This is a genomic window from Paraburkholderia fungorum (assembly GCF_046027215.1).
GTDB classification, from domain to species: domain Bacteria; phylum Pseudomonadota; class Gammaproteobacteria; order Burkholderiales; family Burkholderiaceae; genus Paraburkholderia; species Paraburkholderia fungorum_D.
The window spans coordinates 1887973-1912040 of sequence record NZ_JAQQEN010000001.1; the positions used below are offsets into that span (position 1 = coordinate 1887973).

At 63.3% G+C, this 24068-nt stretch carries 21 protein-coding genes; 19 read left to right on the top strand and 2 right to left on the bottom strand.

All coding sequences use genetic code 11. The annotated features are described in order from the left end of the window. The first annotated feature begins 148 nt into the window (after positions 1–148). From PQR27_RS08410 to PQR27_RS08420, 3 genes are read left to right on the top strand one after another with little or no spacing between them, the layout of a single operon-like run. A complete protein-coding gene (locus PQR27_RS08410) occupies positions 149–1186 on the top strand; it encodes an ABC transporter substrate-binding protein (protein ID WP_408523160.1) in 1038 nt (345 codons plus the stop codon). Between the two features lie 54 nt (positions 1187–1240). Beyond that, entirely contained in the window at positions 1241–2053 is an 813-nt protein-coding gene (locus PQR27_RS08415) for an ABC transporter ATP-binding protein (RefSeq protein WP_408523161.1), read from the top strand. 60 nt (positions 2054–2113) lie between these two features. Next, entirely contained in the window at positions 2114–2938 is an 825-nt protein-coding gene (locus PQR27_RS08420) for an ABC transporter permease (RefSeq protein WP_408523162.1), read from the top strand. A gap of 105 nt (positions 2939–3043) precedes the next feature. On the opposite strand, the gene PQR27_RS08425 is transcribed toward PQR27_RS08420, so the two are convergent. Then, positions 3044–4018 carry an NADPH:quinone oxidoreductase family protein gene (locus PQR27_RS08425; protein WP_408523163.1) on the bottom strand — a complete coding sequence of 325 codons (975 nt, stop codon included), beginning with the start codon at positions 4016–4018 and terminating at the stop codon, positions 3044–3046. A gap of 279 nt (positions 4019–4297) precedes the next feature. On the opposite strand from PQR27_RS08425, the gene surE reads away from it, so the two are divergent. The 6 genes from surE (at position 4298) to rlmD (ending at position 10514) form a co-directional block, all read left to right on the top strand. Next, on the top strand, positions 4298–5056 hold the full coding sequence (surE, locus tag PQR27_RS08430) for a 5'/3'-nucleotidase SurE (protein WP_408523164.1): 759 nt from the start codon (positions 4298–4300) through the stop codon (positions 5054–5056). Continuing rightward, positions 5053–6132: a protein-L-isoaspartate(D-aspartate) O-methyltransferase gene (locus PQR27_RS08435; protein ID WP_408523166.1), complete on the top strand. Its 1080-nt coding sequence runs from the start codon at positions 5053–5055 to the stop codon at positions 6130–6132. Before surE ends, PQR27_RS08435 begins: the two co-directional genes overlap by 4 nt. Positions 6133–6137: 5 nt before the next feature. Next, positions 6138–7076, top strand: coding sequence for a peptidoglycan DD-metalloendopeptidase family protein (locus PQR27_RS08440; RefSeq protein ID WP_408523167.1), 939 nt, complete (start codon positions 6138–6140; stop codon positions 7074–7076). Positions 7077–7087: 11 nt separating this feature from the next. Next, positions 7088–8167, top strand: a complete 1080-nt coding sequence (rpoS, locus tag PQR27_RS08445) for an RNA polymerase sigma factor RpoS (protein WP_408523168.1) — start codon at positions 7088–7090, stop codon at positions 8165–8167. A 4-nt stretch (positions 8168–8171) separates the two neighbouring features. Further along, positions 8172–8948, top strand: coding sequence for a 3'-5' exonuclease (locus tag PQR27_RS08450; protein ID WP_408523169.1), 777 nt, complete (start codon positions 8172–8174; stop codon positions 8946–8948). 147 nt (positions 8949–9095) lie between these two features. Beyond that, positions 9096–10514 carry a 23S rRNA (uracil(1939)-C(5))-methyltransferase RlmD gene (rlmD, locus tag PQR27_RS08455; RefSeq protein ID WP_408523170.1) on the top strand — a complete coding sequence of 473 codons (1419 nt, stop codon included), beginning with the start codon at positions 9096–9098 and terminating at the stop codon, positions 10512–10514. A gap of 101 nt (positions 10515–10615) precedes the next feature. Here rlmD and bamD read toward each other — a convergent pair whose 3' ends face one another. Next, entirely contained in the window at positions 10616–11476 is an 861-nt protein-coding gene (gene bamD / locus PQR27_RS08460; RefSeq protein ID WP_132374763.1) for an outer membrane protein assembly factor BamD, read from the bottom strand. Positions 11477–11514: 38 nt separating this feature from the next. Here bamD and PQR27_RS08465 point away from each other — a divergent pair, with 38 nt between their 5' ends. From PQR27_RS08465 to bktB, 10 genes are all read left to right on the top strand, one after another. Further along, positions 11515–12786 (top strand): RluA family pseudouridine synthase, encoded by a 1272-nt coding sequence (locus PQR27_RS08465; RefSeq protein ID WP_408523171.1) that lies wholly within the window; start codon positions 11515–11517, stop codon positions 12784–12786. Further along, positions 12783–13640 (top strand): peptidoglycan editing factor PgeF, encoded by an 858-nt coding sequence (pgeF, locus tag PQR27_RS08470; protein ID WP_408523172.1) that lies wholly within the window; start codon positions 12783–12785, stop codon positions 13638–13640. Before PQR27_RS08465 ends, pgeF begins: the two co-directional genes overlap by 4 nt. Positions 13641–14265: 625 nt before the next feature. Then, positions 14266–16032, top strand: coding sequence for a class I poly(R)-hydroxyalkanoic acid synthase (gene phaC / locus PQR27_RS08475; RefSeq protein ID WP_408525440.1), 1767 nt, complete (start codon positions 14266–14268; stop codon positions 16030–16032). 135 nt (positions 16033–16167) lie between these two features. Then, on the top strand, positions 16168–17349 hold the full coding sequence (locus PQR27_RS08480; protein WP_408523174.1) for an acetyl-CoA C-acetyltransferase: 1182 nt from the start codon (positions 16168–16170) through the stop codon (positions 17347–17349). A gap of 159 nt (positions 17350–17508) precedes the next feature. Further along, positions 17509–18249 (top strand): 3-ketoacyl-ACP reductase, encoded by a 741-nt coding sequence (locus tag PQR27_RS08485; protein ID WP_408523175.1) that lies wholly within the window; start codon positions 17509–17511, stop codon positions 18247–18249. Positions 18250–18383: 134 nt separating this feature from the next. Next, a complete protein-coding gene (gene phaR / locus PQR27_RS08490; protein ID WP_408523176.1) occupies positions 18384–19025 on the top strand; it encodes a polyhydroxyalkanoate synthesis repressor PhaR in 642 nt (213 codons plus the stop codon). 335 nt (positions 19026–19360) lie between these two features. Further along, on the top strand, positions 19361–20383 hold the full coding sequence (locus tag PQR27_RS08495) for a tRNA dihydrouridine synthase (RefSeq protein WP_408523177.1): 1023 nt from the start codon (positions 19361–19363) through the stop codon (positions 20381–20383). 81 nt (positions 20384–20464) lie between these two features. Continuing rightward, complete coding sequence (rimO, locus tag PQR27_RS08500) at positions 20465–21841, top strand: 30S ribosomal protein S12 methylthiotransferase RimO (RefSeq protein WP_408523178.1); 1377 nt, start codon at positions 20465–20467, stop codon at positions 21839–21841. A 3-nt stretch (positions 21842–21844) separates the two neighbouring features. Further along, entirely contained in the window at positions 21845–22786 is a 942-nt protein-coding gene (locus PQR27_RS08505; RefSeq protein WP_408523179.1) for a sugar kinase, read from the top strand. A gap of 75 nt (positions 22787–22861) precedes the next feature. Then, complete coding sequence (bktB, locus tag PQR27_RS08510) at positions 22862–24046, top strand: beta-ketothiolase BktB (RefSeq protein WP_408523180.1); 1185 nt, start codon at positions 22862–22864, stop codon at positions 24044–24046. The last annotated feature ends 22 nt before the right edge of the window (positions 24047–24068 follow it).

The window sequence follows — 24068 nt, forward strand, 5'->3', positions numbered from 1 at the left end:
GCCCCGCAGGATGGGCCACGCGCTTTTCACCACGGTTCACGGCACGGCAATCGCGGCCGGGGGGCGGCGGACATTGCAGCAAACCTGGCTGTACCCGCAATGCCCGAGCGCTGCGCCAGAAGACAACAAAAGTCGGAGACTTCAGACCATGCAACGCAGAACTTTCCTCGCCGGTACCGCCGCTCTCGCGGGCGCGACCTTTGCTGCTACGCCGTTCGCTTTCGCGCAGGGCAAACCTGAAACCACCAAGGTGGCGATTGCCGTCGGCGGCAAGAACCTCTTCTATTACCTGCCGCTCACCATTGCCGAGCGCCGCAATTACTTCAAGGATGAAGGGCTCGAGGTTGAAATCTCGGATTTCGCCGGCGGCTCACAGGCGCTAAAGGCGGCAGTCGGCGGCAGCGCGGACGTGGTCTCCGGCGCGTTCGAGCACACCTTGCTGCTGCAGGCGCAGAAGCAGGCGTTCCGTGAATTCGTGTTGCAGGGGCGGGCGCCGCAGATCGTGCTGGCGGTGTCGAAGAAAGCGATGCCGAACTACAAGTCGATCGCCGATCTGAAGGGCAAGAAAATCGGTGTGACCGCGCCGGGATCGTCGACTTCGATCATGGCGAGCTTCGTGCTGGCAAAGGCCGGCCTGACCGCGAAAGACGTGGCGTTCATTGGTGTCGGTGCGGGCGCCGGCGCGATTGCCGCGCTGCAGTCGGGGCAGATCGATGCGATCGCCAACCTCGACCCGGTGATGACCAAGCTCGAACGCACGGGCGATATCCGCGTAGTGTCGGACACGCGTACGCTCGCCGACACGCGCAGCGTGTTCGGCGGCGACATGCCGGCCGGCTGCCTGTATGCGTCGCAGAGCTTCATCACGAAGAATCCCAACACCACCCAGGCGCTGACCAACGCGATGGTGCGCGCGCTCAAGTGGCTGCAAACGGCGACCGGTAGCGAATTGATCAATACGGTGCCGGAAGGCTATCTGCTGGGCGACCGCGCGGTCTATCTGGACGCCTGGCAGCACGTGAAGGAGGCCATGTCGCCGGACGGCCTGATGCCCGCCGACGGCCCGGCGACTTCGCTGAAGACCTTGCAGGCGTTCGACCCGAACATGCAGGGCAAGCAGATCGATCTGTCGAAGACGTGGACCAACGACTTCGTCAAGAAAGCACTCGCGACCGTGAAGGCGTAAGCGCCGCAGTCAAGTCGATACCACACGAAACCGATCTTCGAAGCGAGTCGAACGATGACCGTTGCCGCCCTGGCGCTCGAGAACATCACCTGCACCTTCGCCGCGCGCGACAATCGCGCGCAACGCTACACCGCCGTCAAGGACACCACCCTGCGCATCGCGCCGGGCGAGTTTGTTTCGGTGGTCGGCCCCACCGGCTGCGGTAAGTCCACCTTGCTGAACGTCGGCGCGGGTTTGCTCGGTCCGTCCTCGGGCGCGGTCAGCGTGTTTGGCGAGCCGCTCAAGGGCATCAACCGGCGTGCCGGCTACATGTTCCAGGCCGACGCGCTGATGCCATGGCGCTCGGCGATCGACAACGTGATGGCCGGCCTCGCGTTCCACGGCGTGCCGCCCGCCGAAGCCCGCAGCAAGGCCGAAGAGTGGCTCAAGCGCGTGGGCCTCGGCGGCTTTGGTGATCGCTATCCGCATCAACTGTCGGGCGGCATGCGCAAGCGCGTCGCGATGGCGCAGACGCTGATCCTCGACCCCGACATCATCCTGATGGACGAGCCGTTTTCCGCGCTCGATATCCAGACGCGTCAGCTGATGGAAAACGAGTTGCTCGATCTGTGGGCGGCCAAGCGCAAAGCGGTGCTGTTCATCACCCACGATCTCGACGAAGCGATTGCGATGTCCGACCGCGTGGTGGTGCTGTCGGCCGGGCCGGGCACGCATCCGATCGGCGAATTCACGATCGATCTGCCGCGTCCGCGTGACGTCGCTGAGATTCGTGCGCATCCGCGTTTCGTCGAATTGCATGCGCAGATCTGGAGCGTGTTGCGCGATGAGGTGCTCAAGGGCTATCAGCAGCAACTCACGGCCGTGTAAGCGCGGCGTGTCCTGCGTCGCGTATCTGGATTAGATCAATCGTCTAAGGCAAACCGAGTCATGTGGAAGACGTTGCGCCCGAACCGGGCGAACCTGGTGATCTGGCAGTGGCTGCTGCTCGTGCTGTGCTTCGTGCTCTGGTATGTGCTGACCAGTCCGACGCTGCTGCCCGCATTCTATTTCGACGACCCTAACAAGGCCGCGTTCTTCTTCGGCGAACCCCAGAAGGTGCTGCAGCGGATCTGGGAGTGGTTCACCGGCGGAGAGATCTATCTGCATCTGTGGATTACGCTGGTCGAGACCGTGCTTGCGTTTGTGGTCGGCACGGGGCTCGGCCTTGGTGTCGGCTTGTGGCTCGCGCTGTCGCCGCTGGCGAGCGCGCTGTTCGACCCGTACATCAAGGCCGCCAACTCGATGCCACGGGTGATTCTCGCGCCGATTTTCGGCGTGTGGTTCGGCCTCGGCATCTGGTCGAAGGTCGCGCTGGGCGTCACGCTGGTGTTCTTTATCGTGTTCTTCAACGTCTACCAGGGCGTGAAGGAAGTCAGCCCGGTCGTGCTCGCCAATGCACGCATGCTTGGCGCGAATCGCAAGCACTTGCTGCGCTTTGTGTATCTGCCGAGCGCGATGAGCTGGGTGTTTTCGAGCCTGCATACGTCGGTGGGGCTGGCGTTCGTCGGCTCGGTGGTGGGGGAATATCTCGGCTCGGCGCGCGGCGTCGGCTATCTGATTCTGCAGGCCGAGGGCACCTTCGATATCAACACGGTGTTCGCGGGGATTCTGGTGCTAACTGCGTTCGCCCTGATTCTCGATGGCATTGTCGGTATTGGCGAGCGCCGTCTGATGAAGTGGCAGCCCAAATCAGGCGAGACCGAAAAGCTGTAGCGCACTCGCTGATGGGTCAAAAAATGGCGCGCGGTTCGCGGACCGCGCGCCATTTTTATTGGCTTGGCTGGATAGAAGAGCCGGCGCGACTTGAGCGTGCAACGGCTAAGGCGTAATTACCACCTTGCCGATGACGCGGCGCTCCGCCATGTCGCGCAGTGCGCGACCGGTGTCTTCCAGCGAATAGCGCGCCGACACGTAGGGTTTGAGCTTGCCTTCGCCGATCCAGCCGGTCATCTGCTCGAACGCCGCGTAATTGTGCTGCGGCTCGCGCTTCGCGAAATCGCCCCAGAATACGCCCACCAGACTCGCGCCTTTGAGCAGCGTCAGGTTGAGCGGCAGCTTCGGGATCTCGCCGTTGGCAAAGCCGACCACCAGGTAGCGCCCGCGCCAGCCGATGCTGCGAAACGCCGGTTCCGCATAGATGCCGCCGACCGGATCGTAGATCACGTCCGGACCTTTGCCGTCGGTGAGCGCCTTGATGCGTTCGCGCAGGTCTTCGGTGCTGTAATTGATGGTCGCGTCCGCGCCGTGCTTCACGCAAGTCGCGAGCTTCTCGTCACTCGACGCCGCCGCGATCACGCGGGCACCGAGTGCCTTGCCGATCTCGACCGCTGCCAGTCCAACGCCGCCGGCCGCGCCCAACACCAGCATCGTCTCGCCGGCCTTCAATTGGCCACGATCGACCACCGCGTGATGCGAGGTGCCATACGCCAGTGTGAACGCGGCGGCCAGTTCGAACTCGACATGGTCCGCGAGCGGCACACATGCCGCCGCTGGCGCTACCGCCTGCTCGGCGAAGCCACCCGCGCCGGTGAACGCGACCACGCGTGAGCCCGGTTTGAACTGCGTGACATCGGCGCCGACCGCGCGCACGATGCCCGCGACTTCCGAGCCAGGCGTAAAGGGCAGGGGTGGTTTGAACTGGTATTTATTCTCGATGATCAGCACGTCGGGGAAATTGACGGCTGCGGCTTTGACGTCAATCACGACGTGGCCGGGCGGCGCCTCGAGGTCCGGCAGGTTTTCGACGACCAGGCTCTCCGGCGGCCCGTATTGACTACAGCGAATCGCGCGCATCGTGTCTCCATATCGATCAGGGTCCCCGAAGGGACTTTGTTTGGGGCGCCCACCGAGTGGACTTCCTTCGGAGCGCCACCAAGTGGACTTCCTTAGGGGCGTCGTAACCATTCTGAGTGTAAAACAATCTGCACGACCGTGCGTTTTTATTGTTTTGCCGCGCTCCTGAAGCCGCCCGCCGCTCGTGTGCGGGACGCCTGATGCATGCGCGTCGCGCACAGCATGCGTGCCGTCGGCGGTGTCGTTCGCGCGCCTTCTTTCCTCGGTTACAATCGCCGCATGCGAATCCTACTCAGCAATGACGACGGTTACCTGGCGCCTGGTCTGGCCGCGCTTTACGAAGCGCTCAAGCCCATCGCCGACGTGACCGTGATGGCCCCCGAACAGAACTGCAGCGGCGCGTCCAATTCATTGACGCTGTCGCGGCCACTCTCGGTGCTGCGCTCGGCGAACGGCTTCTACTACGTGAACGGCACGCCTACCGATTCAGTGCACATTGCGCTGACCGGCATGCTGGACCATACGCCAGACCTCGTGATTTCAGGCATCAACAACGGCCAGAACATGGGCGAGGACACGCTTTATTCTGGCACCGTCGCCGCCGCCACTGAGGGCATCATGTTCGGCGTGCCGGCCATCGCGTTTTCGCTGGTCGATAAAGACTGGGGGCATCTCGACGATGCGGTGCGTGTCGCGGCTGAAATCGTCGCCCATTATCTCGAGCAGCCGCTGCCAGGGCATCCGTTGCTGAACGTCAATATTCCGAACCTGCCGTACGCGCAGCTCGGCGAATGGCGCGTCACGCGCCTGGGCAAGCGGCATCCGTCCCAGCCCGTGATCCGCCAGACCAATCCGCGCGGCGAACCGATCTATTGGATTGGCCCGTCGGGCAGCGCGCGCGATGCTAGCGAAGGCACCGATTTCCACGCCGTCGCCAACGGCCACGTGTCGATCACGCCCCTGCAGCTGGACCTGACCCATACGCAAATGCTGCCTGCAGCACGCGACTGGGCGCGTGCGGGCCACGGCGCTTCATGAGCGGCGAGCGCGCAAAGCGCTTCCCGCTTGGCCTCGAGGACCTGGTGCGCGAACCGCGCCGGCCCGAAGGGCGCCCGGGCGAGGTACGCGCTGCGGTGATTGCCGCGAGTGCGGCACTGAATGCGCGCCAGCAACCGGCGAAGAATTCGCCTCTCGGTTCCACGGGCAAGCCACAAGCGAAGCCGCAGGCGAAGGGGCAGAGCCAACCGCAAGCGGCGCCTGCCGTAAAGACGCAACTGAAGCCCCAGCCAGCGACCCAGGTGAAGCCCCAAGTGCAGTCATCAGCCAAACCACAGGCAAAAGCCGCCGCACCGATCTCGAACGTGCGCGCCGCGTCCAAACCTGCGTCGCCTGGGAACGCTTCGGTCAAACCTGCCGCCAAGGCCAACGAGCGCACGGCTGCGCCAAACGTCGCTTTAAATGGTGCATTGGCGCTGACTTCGGAACGGGTTCGCGAACGGATGGTCGAACGCCTGCGTGCGAATGGCGTGACCGATCAGCGCGTGTTGAACGCGATGTCCGTGGTCCCGCGCCACATGTTCGTCGACCCGGGCCTCGCGGCCCAGGCCTATGAGGATGCCGCGCTGCCGATCGGCCATCACCAGACGATCTCCAAACCCTCGGTGGTCGCGCGAATGATCGAACTGGCCGCCGCCGGCCGCGCGCTGAACACCGTGCTCGAAATCGGCACGGGCTGCGGTTATCAGGCGGCGGTGCTGAGTCAGGTCGCGCGCGATGTCTACTCGATCGAACGCATCAGGCCGCTGTCCGAACGCGCGAAGACAAACTTGCGTCCGCTGCGCATTCCGAACATCCGCTTGCACTACGGCGACGGTCGCCTGGGGCTGCCGTCGGCGGCGCCGTTCGATGCGATCGTGATCGCGGCGGCCGGGCTTGACGTACCGCAAGCATTACTTGAACAACTCGCGATCGGCGGCCGTCTGGTCGCGCCGGTCGGCTCGCAGGATGGCCAGAACCAGGTGCTGACTCTGGTTGAGCGCATCGGTCCCGCGCAGTGGCGCGAGTCACGGCTTGATCGCGTTTTCTTTGTACCCTTAAAATCCGGAGTGATTTGACACCGATGAGTATGTTGCGCGCGATGCAAAGAACCAGCCTGAATGTCCCCATGACCGTCACCCAGCGTAGCGTGTGCGTGCTCGCCTTGTCCCTGTTGATGACGGCCTGCGCGTCGCGGCTCGATCAGGCGCCCGTCGTCGATCGCTCCGGCGGCACGCCGCTCAGCACGCAGGCCGCGCAGCCGGCCGTGCCGCTCGGGCCGCCGCCGCCGGGCTACTACCGCGTGAAGCCGGGCGACACGTTGTACCGGATCGCGTTGGAGAACGGCCAGAATTACCGCGACATTTCGACGTGGAACAATCTCACCAACCCGAACCAGATCGAAGTCGATCAGTTGTTGCGCGTGGTGCCGCCGGGTGCGAACACCGCCGGCCTGACGCCGGGCGTGGCGACCGCGCCGATCGGCAGCGGCGGCGTGGTACAAAGCGCACCGCTGGGCAGCACGGCGCCGTCCACGGGTGCCGCTGCAGGCGTCGCCGCGGCGCCGCCGCTCTACGGTTCCACATCGAATAGCGCCTCGCTCACGCCGCCGGCGAATCCGGGCGCAGCGAGCGACGCGAATGCCGGCGCGTCCGGCAACGTCGCGTTCGCGTGGCCGGTGCGTGGCCCGATGCTCGGCACGTTCAACGACTCGACCAATAAGGGCATCAATATTGGCGGTGCCGCGGGCGATCCTGTCAAGGCTTCAGCGGACGGTCGCGTGGTTTATGCCGGAAATGGGCTGCGTGGTTACGGCAATCTCATTATCATCAAGCATGATGCAACTTATCTCACCGCGTATGCACACAACCGCTCTTTGATGGTAAAAGAGGGGGATGCGGTGACCAAAGGGCAGAAGATCGCTGAGATGGGCAATAGCGATTCCGACCGCGTGATGTTGCATTTCGAAGTTCGCCGGCAGGGTAAGCCTGTCGACCCACTGAAGTATTTGCCGCCGCAATAAGCGATACGACCATGCCGAAATCGAAGCGCCGCCCGCCGCAAGCCGAGTCTGAGACGATCAGCCGAGCCACGTCCGCTTCGGCGGACGAAAGCGGCGCTTCGGAAGTGGAAGAGGACATCGCAGAAGAGCGCGATGTCGACGAACGCCAGGGCGGCGCGGAAGAAGGCGACGCGCGCGAGAGCGTTGCCGAAGCCGCACCAGACGCAGACGATTTTCGCGCGTTGCTGCAAGCCGAGCTGACGGCCGACACGATCCAGCACTACCTGAACCGCATCAGCGTCAAGCCGCTTCTGACCGTCGAAGAAGAGCAGAAATATTCGCGTCTTGCCAAGGCGGGCGAATTCGAAGCGCGCCAGGTCATGATCGAGCGCAATTTACGGCTCGTGGTCAGCATCGCGAAGGGTTACCTGAATCGCGGCGTGCCGCTGCTCGATCTGATCGAAGAAGGCAACCTGGGTCTGATGCACGCGATCGAAAAATTCGATCCGACGCGCGGTTTCCGTTTTTCGACCTATGCCACCTGGTGGATTCGCCAGAGCATCGAGCGCGCGATCATGAATCAGGCGCGTACCGTGCGTTTGCCCGTGCACGTGATCCGCGAACTCAACCAGGTGCTGCGCGCCAAGCGCCATCTGGAAAAGAATTCGATGAATTCCGGGGAAGCCGCCGAGCGCCGCGACGCCAGCATCGACGACATCGCCTATCTGACCGGCAAGACCACCGACGAAGTCACCGACATTCTCGCGCTGAACGAGCACACCGCGTCGCTCGACGCGCCGCTCGATCTGGACCCGGCGAGCAGTCTGCTCGATTTGCTGTCCGACGATCAAAGCCAGTCGCCGGACGCCGAGGTGCAGCACCGCGAGCTGGAAACACTGACGCGCGCGTGGCTCGCGCGTCTGTCGGACAAACATCGTCATGTGATCGAACGCCGCTTCGGGCTGAACCACATCGAACCGGCCACGCTCGAAGAACTGGCCGACGAAATGGGCCTCACGCGCGAGCGTGTGCGCCAGATCCAACAGGAAGCGCTAGTGCGGCTCAAGCGCTTCTTCGCCTCCAACGGTGTGCGCAAGGACGCCGTTCTATAACCTGATGACACCGATTCTTGTATTCGACATCGAGACGATTCCCGATGTCGCCGGCATTCGCCGCCTCGAAGATTTGCCCGCCACGCTGAGCGACGCCGAAGTCGCCGAACATGCATTCGCCGCACGCCGGGAAAAGATCGGCAGCGATTTTCTGCCGCACCATCTGCAACGGATCGCGGCGATTTCCTGCGTCTTTCGCGACAACAACGGCTTCCGGGTGCGCTCGCTTGGCACGCTGGAGGACAGCGAGGCGACGCTGGTGCAGTCGTTTTACCGGGTGATCGAAAAGTACACGCCGCAACTCGTGTCGTGGAACGGCGGCGGTTTTGACCTGCCGGTGCTGAACTACCGCGCGCTGGTCAATGGCATTCCCGCCTACCGTTTCTGGGATCTCGGCGAAGACGACCGCGAATTCAAGTGGAACAACTACATCAGTCGTTATCACGCGCGCCATACCGATCTGATGGACGTGCTGGCGATGTATCAGGCGCGCGCCAACGCGCCGCTCGACGCGCTCGCCAAGATGTGCGGCTTTCCCGGCAAGATGGGCATGGACGGCAGTCAGGTGTGGCACGCCTACCAGCAAGGCCGTATTGAGGAAATCCGTAATTATTGCGAGACCGACGTCGTCAATACGTACCTGCTGTATTGCCGTTTCCAGTTGATCCGCGGCGCGTTTTCGGCCGAGGAGTATGCTGACGAAATCAACCTCGTCAAAAATGCACTGGCGCTCGAAACGGCGCCGCAATGGGCCGAATATCTGGCCGCGTTCGACAACTAGAACGACGCCGGTTCCTTGACGAACCGGTTCGCTGTGCTTGGATCCCGTTCGACGTGAGCCCGCCGCCACGGCAGCGCCGATTCGTTGGCAAACGCACCGGTTCGTCTACAATCTCGCCTTTCCCCCAAGTCTGTCAGGAAGTCGCAGGTGTCCCGAACCGCCCCCCATCGTCGCTCGCCCAAGCGCCAGAAGGCGCCCGCTCCGGTCAAGGCGCCCGTCATCACCGGCCATGAGCCGATCATCGAAATCGTTTCGCTCGACATGGAAGCGCGCGGCGTAGGTCGCGTCGAGAGCGAAGATGGCACGCCCGGCAAGGTGATTTTTGTCGAAGGTGCGTTGCCCGGCGAGCGGGTCAGCTATTCGACTCACCGCAGCAAGCCGAAATTCGAACAGGCCGAGGTCGTCGAGGTGCTGCGCGAAAGTGTGATTCGCACCACGCCGAAGTGTGTCCATTTCGATGTCTGCGGCGGCTGCTCGATGCAGCACCTGGACATCCGCGCCCAGGTGGCGGTCAAGCAGCGCGTGCTCGAAGACAATCTCCAGCATCTGGCCAGGCTGCGCCCTGAAACGGTGTTCCGCCCGATTCACGGCCCGGCGTGGGGCTACCGGTATCGCGCCCGTCTGGCCGTGCGTTATCTGCCCGAAAAGGGCGGCATGCGTATCGGCTTCCACGAAAAGAAAAGCAGTTATATCGCCGACATGAAGACCTGCGAGGTGCTGCCGCCGCACGTGTCGGCCATGCTGATGCCGCTGCGCTTCATGATCCGCAAGCTGTCGATTTACGACCGCATGCCGCAACTCGAACTCGCGGTCGGCTCCTCGGTGACGGCGCTGGTGGTGCGAAACCTCGAACCGATCACGCCAGCCGACGAACAGGTACTGCGCGATTTCGCGGACGAGCACAAGGTGCAGTTCTGGCTGCAGCCGGGCGGGCCTGACACGGCCCAGCCGTTCTATCCGCTCGACGGGCAACTCGACTACACGCTGCCGGAATTCAATATCCGGATGCCGTTCAAGCCAACCGACTTCACCCAGGTGAATCACGCGATCAACCGGGTGCTGGTGAGCCGTGCGCTGCGGCTGCTGGCGCCGGCGCGTACGGACCGCGTGCTCGACCTGTTCTGCGGGATCGGTAATTTCACCTTGCCGCTCGCGCGCATCTCGAAGGAAGTGGTGGGCATTGAAGGCAGCGAAGCGCTCACCTCGCGCGCGCTGGCGAATGCCGGGTTGAACGGCGTGGCGGGCCATACGTCGTTCGCCTGCCGCAATCTGTTCGAAGTCACCGCGGACGACCTGCGCGCGCTCGGCCACTTCGACAAATTTCTCGTCGACCCGCCGCGTGAAGGCGCACTGGCCGTCGCCAAGGCGTTGGTGGAGATCGCGCAGAGCGGCGCCGGGCCGCTGCCCAAGCGGATCGTCTACGTGTCGTGCAATCCGGCAACGCTCGCCCGCGACGCCGGTCTGCTGGTGCATGAGGCCGGCTATCGGCTGGTGGGCGCGGGCGTGATCAACATGTTCCCGCATACGTCGCACGTGGAGTCGATTGCGTTGTTCGAGCGGGACTGAGGCGCGGTGTGCCGGGCTGACGCGCGGGTCGAGCCTGCTGTACAAACAGAAACGCCACGACCGAGGTCGTGGCGTTTCGTTTTAATGCAGGGCGCCGTAGCCTAGAACTGCCACCACGACTTTTCCTTACCCGGCCTTGCATGGCCCGTGATGTACGGGCTGTCAGGGAAGGTGCCGGCCAGCACGCGTTTGGTGTCGTCGGCCAGTTGCGGCTGGTTCAGCTTCTCGTACGACAGCATCATGATGTGCAGTGCGTCTTCGATCGCCGGTGCGTTCTTGTATTGCGTCAGCGCCAGCTGTGCGCGGTTGATCGCGGCGACATAAGCGCCACGGCGATAGTAGTAATCCGCTGCGTGGACTTCGTGCGACGCCAGCGCGTTCACGATATAGCGCATGCGTTGCGCGGCATCCGGCGCGTATTTGCTGTTCGGGTACTTGTCGACCACGACCTTGAACGCGTCATACGACTCGCGCAGCGACTTCGGATCGCGCTCGCTCATGTCCTGGCCGGAGAAGCGGCCAAACAGACCGAGGTCGTCGTTGAAGTGGATCATGCCCTTCAGGTAGTACGCGTAGGCGATGTCCGGGTGATCCGGGTGCAACTGGATGAAGCGGTCGATCGCCTGGTCGGCGGCAGCGTTTTCGTTGTCTTTCCAGTTACAGTACGCGACATTGATCTGCGCCTGCTGTGCGAAGTGGCCGAACGGGTCGCGGCCCTCAAGCATCTCGAAATACTTGGCGCACTTGCCGAAATCGCCACCGCTCAAAGCGTCGTTCGCCTCCGTATATAATTTGTTGTTGTTCCACGTAGCCGTCTCGTCGGTCTTTTCCGGCAGGCCGTGGCAAGCCGCAACAACGGCGACGGCTGCAGCGCACGCAATGTATCCGGCCACTTTCCGGGCCGCCTTCTTGATGGCCGCCAAATTGATCGCCGCTTTAGTAATGGTGTTCAAGGCTCGCATTTTCCAGTCTAGCTTTACGTCCAGGTGACCCAGACTCAATGACCCGCTCAAATACTCCAGGCGCCGCTACCGGTGCCGGGAATAGCAACAAAGATTATAGCGTAAGCGCTGACCCCTCCGACGCCTTGGGCGTCGATTCGCTCGACGACGATCTCGGCGCCGACGCGCTTGACGCCGCCGGCCCGCAAAGCATGGTACCGACCGTGGCGAGCCGCGTGGCGGACGAGACGCCGCGCAGTGTCCTCGTACCCGACGAACTGGCTGGCGAACGCCTCGACAAGGTGCTCGCCCGCGTGTTCCCCGAGTTCTCGCGCAACCGCCTGCAAAGCTGGATCGAGGCCGAGCGGGTGCGGATCGACGGCAAGCCGGCGAAGATCCGCCAGCCGGTGCCGCTCGGCGCGACCATCGAACTCGTGCCGGATCTGCTGCCCGAGCAACTCGCTTTCACGCCCGAACCGGTGCCGCTCGAGATTGTCTACGAAGACGAGACGCTGGTGGTCATCAACAAGCCGGCCGGCATGGTCGTGCATCCGGCGGCCGGCAACTGGAGCGGCACCTTGCTGAACGGCCTGCTGTACCGTTACGGCGACGCCGCCGCCGGCCTGCCGCGCGCGGGCATCGTGCACCGGCTCGACAAGGAAACCTCCGGTCTGATGGTGGTGGCGCGCACGCTTGAGGCGCAAACCGATCTCGTGCGCCAGTTGCAGGCGCGAACGGTGAAGCGGCGTTATCTCGCACTGGTGTGGGGCAACATGCCCGAGGAAGGCACGATCGACGCGCCAATCGGCCGCGATCCGCGTGAACGCACGCGCATGGCAGTGGTGACGAGCGCCTCGGGCAAGCCTGCGCGCACGCATTTCCGGCGTGTCGATACAGCGATCTGGCAGCGTCAGCCGGTCACCGCGATTCATTGCGATCTGGAAACGGGACGCACCCATCAGATTCGCGTGCATTGCGCGCACATCGGCCATCCGTTGCTCGGCGATCCTGTGTACGGACGCGCTCGCGGCAAGCGCTCAGTCACGCCGCTGCCGGACGGCTTCGCCCGCCAGGCGCTGCATGCGTGGCGCCTCGGCCTGATCCATCCGCAGACCGGCCGCACGATGCAATGGCGCGCCGATGCGCCGGAAGACATGCAGGTGCTGTCGGCGGCGCTCGGCCTCGGGCGTGACGACGCGGGCGAGTTTGACGAGACGTACTACGAGGACGAAGACTACGACGCGTCGCTGGACGAAGACGATGACGACGCAGCCGATCACGACGAAGGCCACGATGGCGCCGAACACGACGACGAGGACGATCACGCATGAGTTTGCCCGCGCTGAGCTTTGCCGATGTTGTGCAGCCCGTCTGGAACGTATCGCCGCGCGTGCGCGCGCTCGTCACCACGCGCAATGGCGGCGTGAGTCAGCCGCCATTCGGCCGCTGGCAGGCTGGCGCCGATCACCCCGGCGGCCTGAATCTGGGCATGAAAGCGGGTGACGATCCAGCGGCGGTCGCGACCAACCGCGCGCGTCTGCTGGCGTTGGCGGGCGTGAGCGAGGCCGCATGGCTCGAACAGATCCACGGCGCCGGCATCGTGCGCGCTGAAGACGTGCTCGCGCAGGCTCATGCCGGCGGCACGCCGACGCGCGCCGATGCCAGTGTCACCGACCGGCCTGGCACGGTCTGCGTCGTGATGGTCGCCGATTGCATGCCGGTTCTGTTGTGCGACGCGGCGGGCCGCGCGGTCGGTGCGGCACATGCCGGGTGGCGCGGCCTGGCAGCGGGCATCGTCGAACAGACCGCGCAGCGCGTGGCCGAGCTGGCCGGCGTGACGGTGGCTTCGCTGCATGCCTGTCTTGGCCCGGCCATCGGGCCCGATGCTTTCGAGGTAGGGGCAGACGTGCGTGACGCCTTCATGAATGACGTTGACGCTACGCAACGCGATGCGACTGCGAACGCGTTCGTCCAGCATCCTCACAATGCGGGCAAATACCTCGCGGATCTTCCGGCGCTGGCGCGCCTGCGCCTGCGGCGGCTGGGCGTAACGCAGGTGGTCGGCGGCGATCTTTGCACGGTCACGCAACGCGAGCGTTTCTATTCTTACCGCCGCGACCGCGAGACCGGCCGAATGGCTGCCCTCATCTGGCTGGACGATCAGGCGCAGGCGATTGCGGATTAGCGGTGCGCGAAAGGCCGTGAAGGGCCGCGTCGAAAATCCTTCGCACAGTCCGGCCCATCATGCCATTGCGTTGCGCTGTGAGCCGTCAGCGCAGCGGGCCGCTCCATGCCGTCCTGCGAGGCGCTTATGAGGGTTTATTCGGAGGTGCGGCGGCCTTTTTGCTGCGCTGCCGGAATTCACGTCCCTGGCGTAAATCTGCCGCAAAAAACGTCTGCTCGCGCACGGATAAGCGCACATAAGTCTATGCAATATGGGTGTTTTTTTCGCCGACGAGGCCCATGTCGACTCAAGTCCCAAAAGCGCGATCTACTACACAGGGAAAACGATAATTAAAAAAATATCGCACTGCGGCAAAATCGGGAACAAGCATTGACATGCCTTGCGATGGGGAGCAAGAATGTTCCTCACCACGGGACAGGGCGTGACGAGGTTGCGAGCAATCGCCCACGTGCGCAATAACCTGCCTCTCAACCCGTCCGCAAGGACTTACCGGTCAAAAGCAGGTATGGCAGCATCACATCCCTCAGCTTCTCCCAGCACGGACTCCTCCACGGAGCATACGCAGCAGGCCGGTTCGAGCGGCGCTGCGTCAGCCGCAGGCACGCAGCCGTTACTCGACGCCTGGATGAATGCGTGGCGTTCACTTGGCACGTCATCCGGCGGCAGCGGCATGCCTTTTTCGATACCGCAGATGGGTCTGCCGCAAATGCCGTCGTTTCCCGGCATGCCGGATTTCAGCAAAATGGCGTCGCTAACGTCCATGCCGTCATTCGGCGGTCTGAACGTGCCCGCCGCCGCGATTCCCTCCGAACGTCTCCAAAAGCTGCAAGCCGACTATTCGCGCGAGGCGATGGAGTTGATCCAGCAGGCAGCCGGGTCTTCCGCCAAAGCTCCTGAACTCAAAGACCGCCGGTTCAGTTCCGACGCGTGGAGCTCGGCCCCGGCGTTCGCATTCACGGCGGCGTGGTATCTGTTGAACGCGCGCTATCTGCAGGAAATGGTCGACGCGCTCGATACCGAGCCGAAGGTACGCGAACGGATCCGCTTCGCGGTCCAGCAATGGACGGCCGCGGCGTCGCCGAGCAACTTCTTCGCGCTGAATCCGGAAGCGCAAAAGACCTTGCTGGAAAGCCAGGGCGAGAGCTTGCGGCAGGGCGTGATGAACCTGCTCGGCGACTTGCAGCGCGGCAAGATATCTCAGACCGACGAATCGCGTTTCGTGGTTGGCGATAATCTTGCGAACACCGAAGGCTCGGTGGTGTTCGAAAACGAGCTGATCCAGCTGATTCAATACAAGCCGCGCACGGCCACCGTGCGCGAGCGGCCGCTCCTGATCGTGCCGCCTTGCATCAACAAGTTCTACATTCTCGATCTGCAGCCGGAGAATTCGCTGGTCGCGCACGGGCTCGAGTCGGGGCATCAGGTGTTCCTGATTTCGTGGCGCAACGCGGATGCAAGCGTCGCGCATAAAACGTGGGACGACTACATCGGCGAGGGTGTGCTCACCGCGATCGAGACAGTGTGCAAGATCAGCGGCCGCGAGCAGATCAACACGCTAGGCTTCTGCGTGGGCGGCACGATGCTGGCCACGGCGCTGGCGGTGGCGGCAGCACGCGGCGAACATCCGGCCGCGTCGATGACCTTGCTCACCGCGATGCTCGATTTCTCCGACACGGGCGTGCTCGACATCTTCGTCGACGAAGCGCATGTGCAGATGCGCGAGCAGACCATAGGCGGCAAGGGCGGTACGGCGCCGGGGCTGATGCGCGGCATCGAATTCGCCAACACGTTCTCATTCCTGCGACCGAACGATCTGGTGTGGAACTACGTCGTCGACAATTACCTCAAAGGGCGCACGCCGGTGCCGTTCGACCTGCTGTACTGGAACAGCGATTCGACCAGTCTGCCGGGGCCGATGTACGTCTGGTATCTGCGCAACACGTATCTCGAGAATCGTCTGCGTGAGCCGGGTGCGCTGACCACCTGCGGCGAGCCGGTCGACCTCACGAAGATCGACGTGCCGACCTTCATCTACGGTTCACGCGAAGACCATATCGTGCCGTGGGAAACGGCTTATGCGTCGGTGCCCTTGCTCAGCGGGCCGTTGAAATTCGTGCTCGGTGCTTCGGGCCATATTGCAGGTGTGATCAATCCGCCGGCGAAGAAAAAGCGCAACTACTGGGTGCTCGAAGGCGAGGGCAAAACACTGCCGGAAACCCCGGGCGAGTGGCTTGATCAAGCCACGGATGTGCCTGGCAGCTGGTGGCCGGAATGGACCACGTGGCTCGACCAGTATGGCGGCAAGAAGGTGAAGCCGCGTGCCGAAGCCGGTTCCACCGAATTCCCGGTGATCGAACCGGCGCCGGGGCGTTATGTGCGGCAGCGCGAGTAGCGTGTAGCGCTGACGCGTGGCGTGAATCGAGCGTTGGCTCGATGCGCGCCGGGTGGATCGAGAGCGGAAGAGCGAAGAGATTTTTAACTTGACGGGCAGCGGCGCAATCGGCTGACATGCCCGGAGGATATGGAAATGACTGATGTTGTGATCGTATCGGCCGCCCGTACGGCAGTAGGCAAATTCGGTGGGTCGCTGGCAAAGATCGCCGCGCCCGAACTCGGCGCTACAGTGATTCGCGCGGTGCTCGAGCGGGCTGGTATGAAGCCTGAGCAGGTCAGCGAAGTCATTCTGGGTCAGGTGCTGGCGGCAGGCTCGGGCCAGAACCCAGCGCGTCAGTCGCTGATCAAGGCGGGGCTGCCCACGGCCGTGCCGGGCATGACGATCAACGTAGTGTGCGGCTCGGGCCTGAAGGCCGTGATGCTGGCGGCCAACGCGATCATCGCGGGCGACGCGGACATCGTGATCGCCGGCGGTCAGGAAAACATGAGCGCCGCACCGCATGTGCTGCCGGGCTCGCGCGACGGTTTCCGCATGGGCGACGCAAAGCTGATCGACTCGATGATCGTGGACGGCCTGTGGGACGTCTACAACCAGTACCACATGGGCGTGACAGCGGAAAACGTTGCCAAGGAATACGGCATCACGCGCGAGCAGCAGGATGCGTTCGCGGCGCTGTCGCAGAACAAGGCGGAAGCCGCGCAGAAGTCGGGCCGTTTCAACGACGAAATCGTGCCGGTCGACATTCCGCAACGCAAGGGCGAGCCGCTGCGTTTCGCAACGGACGAGTTCGTGCGTCACGGCGTGACGGCTGAAGCGCTGGCCGGTCTGAAGCCGGCATTCTCGAAGGAAGGCTCGGTGACAGCGGCCAATGCGTCGGGTCTGAACGACGGCGCGGCGGCGGTGCTGGTAATGTCGGCGAAGAAGGCCGAGGCGCTCGGCCTCACGCCGCTCGCGCGCATCAAGGCGTACGCCACTTCGGGTCTGGATCCGAAGGTGATGGGCATGGGTCCGGTGCCGGCCTCGCGCCGTTGTCTCGAGCGCGCGGGCTGGACGCCGGCCGATCTCGACCTGATGGAAATCAACGAAGCGTTTGCCGCACAGGCGTGCGCCGTGAATCAGCAAATGGGCTGGGACACGTCGAAGATCAACGTGAACGGCGGCGCGATCGCGATCGGCCATCCGATCGGTGCGTCCGGCGCCCGGATTCTCGTCACGCTGCTGCACGAAATGCAGAAGCGCGATGCGAAGAAGGGTCTGGCGTCGCTGTGTATTGGCGGCGGGATGGGTGTGGCGCTGGCGGTCGAGCGCGCATAAGCAGGCGTAAGCAGGGTTGCCGCGCGCCCCATTGCAGCAGGGTGTCGCGCGGCGGGTAATCGCCTCGCCGGCCGGTCGCCCGGCGGCAGTGTAGATGAAGCACCAGGCGAGGGATGAGGCGCCGTTCGGCGCTTCGAAAACGAAAACGGAGTGTGGTTTATGACACAGCGAATTGCGTACGTAACGGGCGGGATGGGCGGCATCGGCACGAGCATTTGCCAACGGCTGCACAAAGAAGGCTTCAGGGTGGTCGCGGGCTGCGGCCCGAACTCGCCGCGTCGCGTGAAATGGCTCGAAGAGCAGAAGGCGCTTGGCTACGATTTCGTCGCGTCCGAGGGCAACGTGGGCGATTGGGAGTCGACCAAGGTAGCGTTCGACAAGGTCAAGGCTGAAGTCGGCGAGGTGGACGTGCTGGTGAACAACGCCGGCATCACGCGTGACGTCGTGTTCCGCAAGATGACGCACGAAGACTGGACGGCGGTGATCGACACCAACCTGACCAGCCTGTTCAACGTGACCAAGCAGGTGATCGACGGGATGGTCGAGCGCGGTTTTGGGCGAGTGATCAACATTTCGTCGGTAAACGGGCAGAAGGGCCAGTTCGGCCAGACCAACTATTCCACCGCAAAAGCCGGGATTCACGGTTTCACGATGTCGCTGGCGCAGGAAGTGGCCACCAAGGGCGTGACGGTCAATACCGTGTCGCCGGGCTACATCGGCACGGACATGGTCAAGTCGATCCGGCCGGACGTGCTGGAAAAGATCGTTGCAACCATTCCGGTGCGCCGTCTCGGTCAACCGGATGAAATTGGCTCGATCGTGGCCTGGCTTGCATCGGACGAATCGGGTTTCTCCACGGGCGCTGATTTTTCGCTGAACGGCGGTTTGCATATGGGCTGAGTCATGAACGCGCCGCTCACAAGGCGGCGCGCGCGTGCTCAGATGGTTCCGGCGGCGTCTCGACTGTGCGATAGCCCGATTGCGCAGTCGGCAGGACGCCGTTTCCGCGCTCAACTCGCGCTCAAAGGCGTTACATGACTACTACTACAAAGAAAACAGCCGAACGACTGATCAAGAAATATCCGAATCGTCGGCTTTACGATACCGAGACAAGCACGTACATCACGCTGACGGACGTCAAGCAACTCGTGCTGGACCAGGAGGATTTCAAGGTCATCGATGCGAAGAGCAACGAGGATCTGACGCGCGCTATCCTGTTGCAGATCATTCTCGAAGAGGAGAGCGGCGGCCTGCCGATGTTCTCGTCGTCGATGCTGTCGCAGATCATCCGGTTCTACGGTCATGCGATGCAGGGCATGATGGGCACGTATCTGGAAAAGAACATTCAGGCGTTCATCGACATTCAGGCCAAGCTCGCCGACCAGTCGAAGAACCTGTATGAAGGCAAGGCGATGAACCCCGAAGTCTGGTCGCAGTTCATGAACATGCAGGCGCCGATGATGCAGGGCATGATGACCAGCTACATTGAGCAGTCCAAAAACATGTTCGTGCAGATGCAGGAGCAGATGCAGAACCAGGCGAAGTCGATGTTCAGCACCTTCCCGTTCACGCCGGGTGGTCCGGTGAATGCGGCAAATCCAGGGAATGTGCCGGCTGCTCCGCAAACCAATCCGCAAACTAGTCCGCAAGGCAATCCGGAGCCGGAGAAGAAGTAACGGCGTAAGACGCGGTGGCGCAGGGCGTGCAGGCCCGACGTAGCGGCCGCGCGGCGGGTGGCGGCCGTCGGCGCGGTACAATCAGTGGTTGCGTGCGCAGGGCGTTATGCCGGGGTGTGGTCCCCGCGGTTCTTGAGGTCCTTTGAACCCGTCGCCCTTGCTGCACAGTCCCCTTTGTCGCCATCTGCAGCGCTAATCCCTATGCCCTTCGAGATTTACGACACACGCCAGGCTGCCGCCGTCGAGGCTAAGGCCATGCTGGCAGTCGATTTCGTATGCTTTCGTTTTACAGCCCATCGTCAGGACAAGCGCTTCCCTTCGGCGCCCGCTTTCGCGTGAGTCGGCTGTTTCTTGCTCCCATGGAAGGACTCGCGGACTACGTGTTGCGCGATGTCTTGACCAGCACCGACGGGTTCGACGGTTGTGTGTCCGAGTTCGTCAGGGTGACGGGCTCGCTGCTTCCCGAACGCGTGTACGAGAGGGACACGCCCGAAGTCCTCCATGCCAGCCGTACCCCTGGCGGTACGCCGATGGTGATCCAGCTACTCGGGAGCGATCCTGAATGGATGGCGCTCAATGCTGCCCAGGCGGCTAAATTGTCGCCGCATGGAGTCGACCTGAATTTCGGCTGTCCCGCCAAAGTCGTCAACCGGCACGGCGGCGGCGCCATGCTGCTGGCAGACCCTGAACAGCTGAACCGGATCGTTGCGTCGGTTCGCGCGGCGGTGCCTGCCAGCATCGCCGTGACGGCAAAAATGCGGCTCGGGGTGTCCGATACCTCGCTGGCGATCGACTGCGCCACGGCGCTGGCGGAAGGCGGCGCGGCCTCCCTCGTCGTGCACGCCAGAACGCGTGATCATGGCTACCGGCCTCCGGCCCACTGGGAGTGGATCGCGCATATCGACGCTGCCGTGGACGTGCCGGTCATTGCCAACGGAGAAGTCTGGACGGTGGCTGACTGGGAGCGATGCCGGGCGGTCAGCGGCTGTAGCGACGTGATGATCGGGCGGGGTGCCGTGTCGGACCCGTTCCTCGCGTTGCGGATACGCGGACAGATGGACCGGTTGCCGTCCAGCGAGGAATGGCCGCTCGTACTGCGCCAGATTGCCGGCTATCTGAAAAAATTGCAGGGCCGTGTCGCATCCCGTCACGAACACGGGCGCGTCAAGATGTGGCTCAGCTATCTGAAGCGGACCTGGCCGCAGGCCGCCGAACTGCATGCGGCCATCCGGCGCCTGCATGATTCGCGCGACATTCTTGCGGTCATAGAGCAGGCCCTCGCGTTGGACGATTTAATCGTGACGCATCAATGGGTGGCCCTCGGCCAGCTCGATCCGGCTGAGGTCGCGGCCAGTTGACGACGAGAATTCAAAGACTTACGAGCGGCGGCCGTGGCGAACCGCTACAATTCAGGGTTTAACGTCTTCAAGCGGTCCCCCATGTCTGCCACCCCCCCGATTGCCGTGCCGAAGGTCGGCTTTGTCTCGCTCGGCTGCCCGAAAGCACTGGTCGACTCCGAACAGATCATCACGCAACTGCGAGCCGAAGGCTACGAGATTTCCGGCACGTACGACGGCGCAGATCTTGTGGTCGTCAACACCTGCGGCTTCATCGACGAAGCGGTGCAGGAAAGCCTCGACGCGATCGGCGAAGCGCTGAGCGAAAACGGCAAGGTTATCGTCACCGGCTGTCTCGGCGCGAAAAAAAGCGCGAGCGGCACGGGTCTGATCGAAGAAGTCCATCCGAAAGTGCTGGCCGTGACGGGCCCGCACGCGCTCGGCGAAGTGATGCAGGCCGTGCACAACCATTTGCCCAAGCCGCACGATCCGTTCACCGATCTGGTGCCGGCAGCGGGCGTGAAGCTTACGCCGCGCCACTACGCGTATCTGAAGATTTCCGAAGGCTGTAACCACCGCTGCACGTTCTGCATCATCCCGTCGATGCGCGGCGACCTCGTGTCGCGGCCAGTCGCCGAAGTGATGCTCGAAGCGGAAAACCTGTTCAAGTCCGGCGTGAAGGAACTGCTCGTCATTTCGCAGGACACGAGCGCCTACGGCGTCGACGTCAAATATCGCACGGGTTTCTGGAACGGCAAGCCAATCAAGACCCGCATGACCGACCTGGTCGGCGCGCTCGGCGAACTGGCCGCGCAATACGGCGCGTGGGTGCGCCTGCATTACGTCTATCCGTACCCGAGTGTCGATGAAGTGATCCCGATGATGGCCGAAGGTCCGTTCAAGGGCCACGTGCTGCCGTATCTCGACGTGCCGTTCCAGCACGCGCATCCGGAAGTGCTCAAACGCATGAAGCGCCCGGCCAACGCTGAAAAGGTGATGGAACGCGTGAAGGCGTGGCGCGAAATGTGTCCGGACCTGACGATTCGCAGCACCTTCATCGCCGGTTTCCCCGGCGAGACCGAAGAGCAGTTCCAGACTTTGCTCGATTTCATCCGCGAGGCGGAACTGGATCGGGTCGGCTGTTTTGCGTACTCGCCGGTGGAAGGCGCAACGGCCAACGAACTCGACGGTGCCTTGCCCGACGAAGTGCGTGAAGAACGCCGCGCGCGTTTCATGGAAGTGGCCGAAGAAGTGTCCGCGAAACGCATCGCGAAGAAAGTCGGCAAAACGCTGAAGGTGCTGGTCGACGAGATCAACGCCGACGGCGGTATCGGCCGCACGGCGGCGGATGCGCCTGAGATTGACGGCGTTGTGTATATCGCGCCGGCTACCAAGGCGTCGAAGCGCTATAAGGTCGGCGATTTCGTGTCGGTGAAGATTAGCGGCGCCGATGGCCACGATCTGTGGGGCGAGGTTTAAGCCATGTCGGCGAGTACACCGGTAGCCCGCCGCCCGGAGATCCTCGCGCTCGGCGAGGCGATGATCGAGTTCAACCAGTCGGCGAAAGATCAGCCGAACTATCTGCAGGGCTTTGGCGGCGATACGTCGAACTTCTGCATCGCGGCCGCGCGCCAGGGTGCGAGCACGGGTTTTGTGTCCGCGGTCGGCAGCGATCATTTCGGCCGCCTGCTGATCGATCTGTGGGAACGTGAACAGGTCGATACCTCACTCGTACGCATCGACCCGCACGCGTCCACGGGCGTGTATTTCGTCTCGCACGGGCCGCAGGGTCACGCGTTCGACTATCTACGGGCCGGTTCGGCCGCGAGCCGTTATACGCCGCACGACCTGCCGCTCGAGGCGATCGCCGCAGCCAAGGTCATCCATCTGTCCGGGATCAGTCTCGCAATCAGTCTGAGCGCCTGCGACGCGGCGCTGGCCGCGATCGAACACGCGCGCGCGAGCGGCGTGCGCGTGAGCTTCGACACCAACCTGCGTCTTAAGCTGTGGCCACTCGCCCGGGCGCGCGCGGTGATGCTCGAAGCGATTCGCCAGACCGATATCTGCCTGCCCAGTTGGGACGACGTGACCGAGCTGACCGGCTTGACCGGCCGTGACGAGATCGTCGATTTCGTGCTGTCGCAAGGTCCGCGTGTGGTCGCGCTCAAGCTCGGCAAGGAAGGCTCGTATATCGCGACGCCTGACGAGCGGCGCGTCGTGCCGGGCTACGTCGTCAATGCCGTTGACGCAACCGGTGCGGGCGACTGTTTCGGCGGCGCGTTCATTGCGCGCATCGTCGCGGGTGACGATCCTTTTGAAGCGGCGCGTTATGCGAATGTCGCCGCGGCACTGTCCACGCAAGGTTATGGCGCGGTCGCACCCGTTCCTTCGCGGGCGACGGTCGAACATATACTGGCGGGTTGATCACAAACGTACGGCGATGCATGGCCGTAGCACGCGAGAGCAAAATTACCTTTCGAGACTGAAGAGGAGCGAGCGATGCAACGAGACGTAGTGGTGGTAAGCGGTGTGCGTACGGCAATCGGCGGCTTTGGCGGCAGCCTGAAGGATTTCTCACCGACCGAACTGGGTGCACGCGTGGTGCGTGAAGTGCTGGCGCGCGCGAACGTATCGGGCGACGAAGTCGGTCATGTGGTGTTCGGCAACGTCGTGCATACCGAGCCGAAGGATATGTACCTGGCGCGCGTGGCCGCGATCAACGGCGGCGTCGCGCAACACGCGCCGGCATTGACCGTGAACCGCCTGTGCGGCTCGGGCTTGCAGGCGATCGTCTCGGCCGCGCAAGGCGTGCTGCTCGGCGACGCCGACATCGCCATCGGCGGCGGCGCGGAGAACATGAGCCGCGCGCCTTACTCGATGCCCGCCGCGCGTTTCGGCCAGCGCATGGGCGACGCCCGTCTGGTCGACATGATGGTTGGTGCGCTGAACGACCCGTTCCAGACGATCCATATGGGCGTGACCGCCGAGAACGTCGCGCGCAAGTACGATATTTCGCGCGAAGCGCAGGATGCGCTCGCGCTCGAGTCGCATCGCCGTGCGGCGAATGCCATCACCAGCGGCTACTTCAAGGAACAGATCCTGCCGATCACGATTCCGTCGAAGAAGGGCGACGTGGTATTCGACACGGACGAACACGCGCGCATGAACGCGACGTCCGAAGATTTTTCGAAGCTCAAGCCAGTGTTCGTGAAGGAAAACGGCACGGTGACGGCGGGCAATGCCTCGGGTATCAACGACGCCGCAGCGGCGGTGGTCCTGATGGAGCGCAGCGTCGCCGAACAACGGGGCATCAAGCCGCTCGCGCGGCTCGTGTCATATGCGCATGCTGGCGTCGATCCGGCTTACATGGGCATCGGCCCGGTGCCGGCCACGCGCCGCGCGCTCGAACGCGCTGGCCTGACGGTGGCGGATCTCGATGTGATCGAGGCGAACGAGGCATTTGCCGCCCAGGCATGCGCCGTCAGCAAGGAGCTGGGTTTCGATCCGGCCAAAGTCAATCCGAACGGCTCCGGCATTTCGCTTGGCCATCCGATCGGCGCGACCGGCGCGCTGATTACGGTCAAGGCGTTGTATGAATTGCAGCGCGTCGGCGGCCGTTATGCATTGGTGACGATGTGTATCGGCGGCGGCCAGGGCATTGCGGCGATCTTCGAGCGGATCTGAGGATCGCGGCGAACAGCTATCG

Coding starts and splice junctions, on each gene's coding strand:
- PQR27_RS08410 (WP_408523160.1), top strand. CDS start 149: ATGCAACGCAGAACTTTCCTCGCCGGTACCGCCGCTCTCGCGGGCGCG.
- PQR27_RS08415 (WP_408523161.1), top strand. CDS start 1,241: ATGACCGTTGCCGCCCTGGCGCTCGAGAACATCACCTGCACCTTCGCC.
- PQR27_RS08420 (WP_408523162.1), top strand. CDS start 2,114: ATGTGGAAGACGTTGCGCCCGAACCGGGCGAACCTGGTGATCTGGCAG.
- PQR27_RS08425 (WP_408523163.1), bottom strand. CDS start 4,018: ATGCGCGCGATTCGCTGTAGTCAATACGGGCCGCCGGAGAGCCTGGTC.
- surE (WP_408523164.1), top strand. CDS start 4,298: ATGCGAATCCTACTCAGCAATGACGACGGTTACCTGGCGCCTGGTCTG.
- PQR27_RS08435 (WP_408523166.1), top strand. CDS start 5,053: ATGAGCGGCGAGCGCGCAAAGCGCTTCCCGCTTGGCCTCGAGGACCTG.
- PQR27_RS08440 (WP_408523167.1), top strand. CDS start 6,138: ATGAGTATGTTGCGCGCGATGCAAAGAACCAGCCTGAATGTCCCCATG.
- rpoS (WP_408523168.1), top strand. CDS start 7,088: ATGCCGAAATCGAAGCGCCGCCCGCCGCAAGCCGAGTCTGAGACGATC.
- PQR27_RS08450 (WP_408523169.1), top strand. CDS start 8,172: ATGACACCGATTCTTGTATTCGACATCGAGACGATTCCCGATGTCGCC.
- bamD (WP_132374763.1), bottom strand. CDS start 11,476: ATGCGAGCCTTGAACACCATTACTAAAGCGGCGATCAATTTGGCGGCC.
- PQR27_RS08465 (WP_408523171.1), top strand. CDS start 11,515: ATGACCCGCTCAAATACTCCAGGCGCCGCTACCGGTGCCGGGAATAGC.
- pgeF (WP_408523172.1), top strand. CDS start 12,783: ATGAGTTTGCCCGCGCTGAGCTTTGCCGATGTTGTGCAGCCCGTCTGG.
- phaC (WP_408525440.1), top strand. CDS start 14,266: ATGAATGCGTGGCGTTCACTTGGCACGTCATCCGGCGGCAGCGGCATG.
- PQR27_RS08480 (WP_408523174.1), top strand. CDS start 16,168: ATGACTGATGTTGTGATCGTATCGGCCGCCCGTACGGCAGTAGGCAAA.
- PQR27_RS08485 (WP_408523175.1), top strand. CDS start 17,509: ATGACACAGCGAATTGCGTACGTAACGGGCGGGATGGGCGGCATCGGC.
- phaR (WP_408523176.1), top strand. CDS start 18,384: ATGACTACTACTACAAAGAAAACAGCCGAACGACTGATCAAGAAATAT.
- rimO (WP_408523178.1), top strand. CDS start 20,465: ATGTCTGCCACCCCCCCGATTGCCGTGCCGAAGGTCGGCTTTGTCTCG.
- PQR27_RS08505 (WP_408523179.1), top strand. CDS start 21,845: ATGTCGGCGAGTACACCGGTAGCCCGCCGCCCGGAGATCCTCGCGCTC.
- bktB (WP_408523180.1), top strand. CDS start 22,862: ATGCAACGAGACGTAGTGGTGGTAAGCGGTGTGCGTACGGCAATCGGC.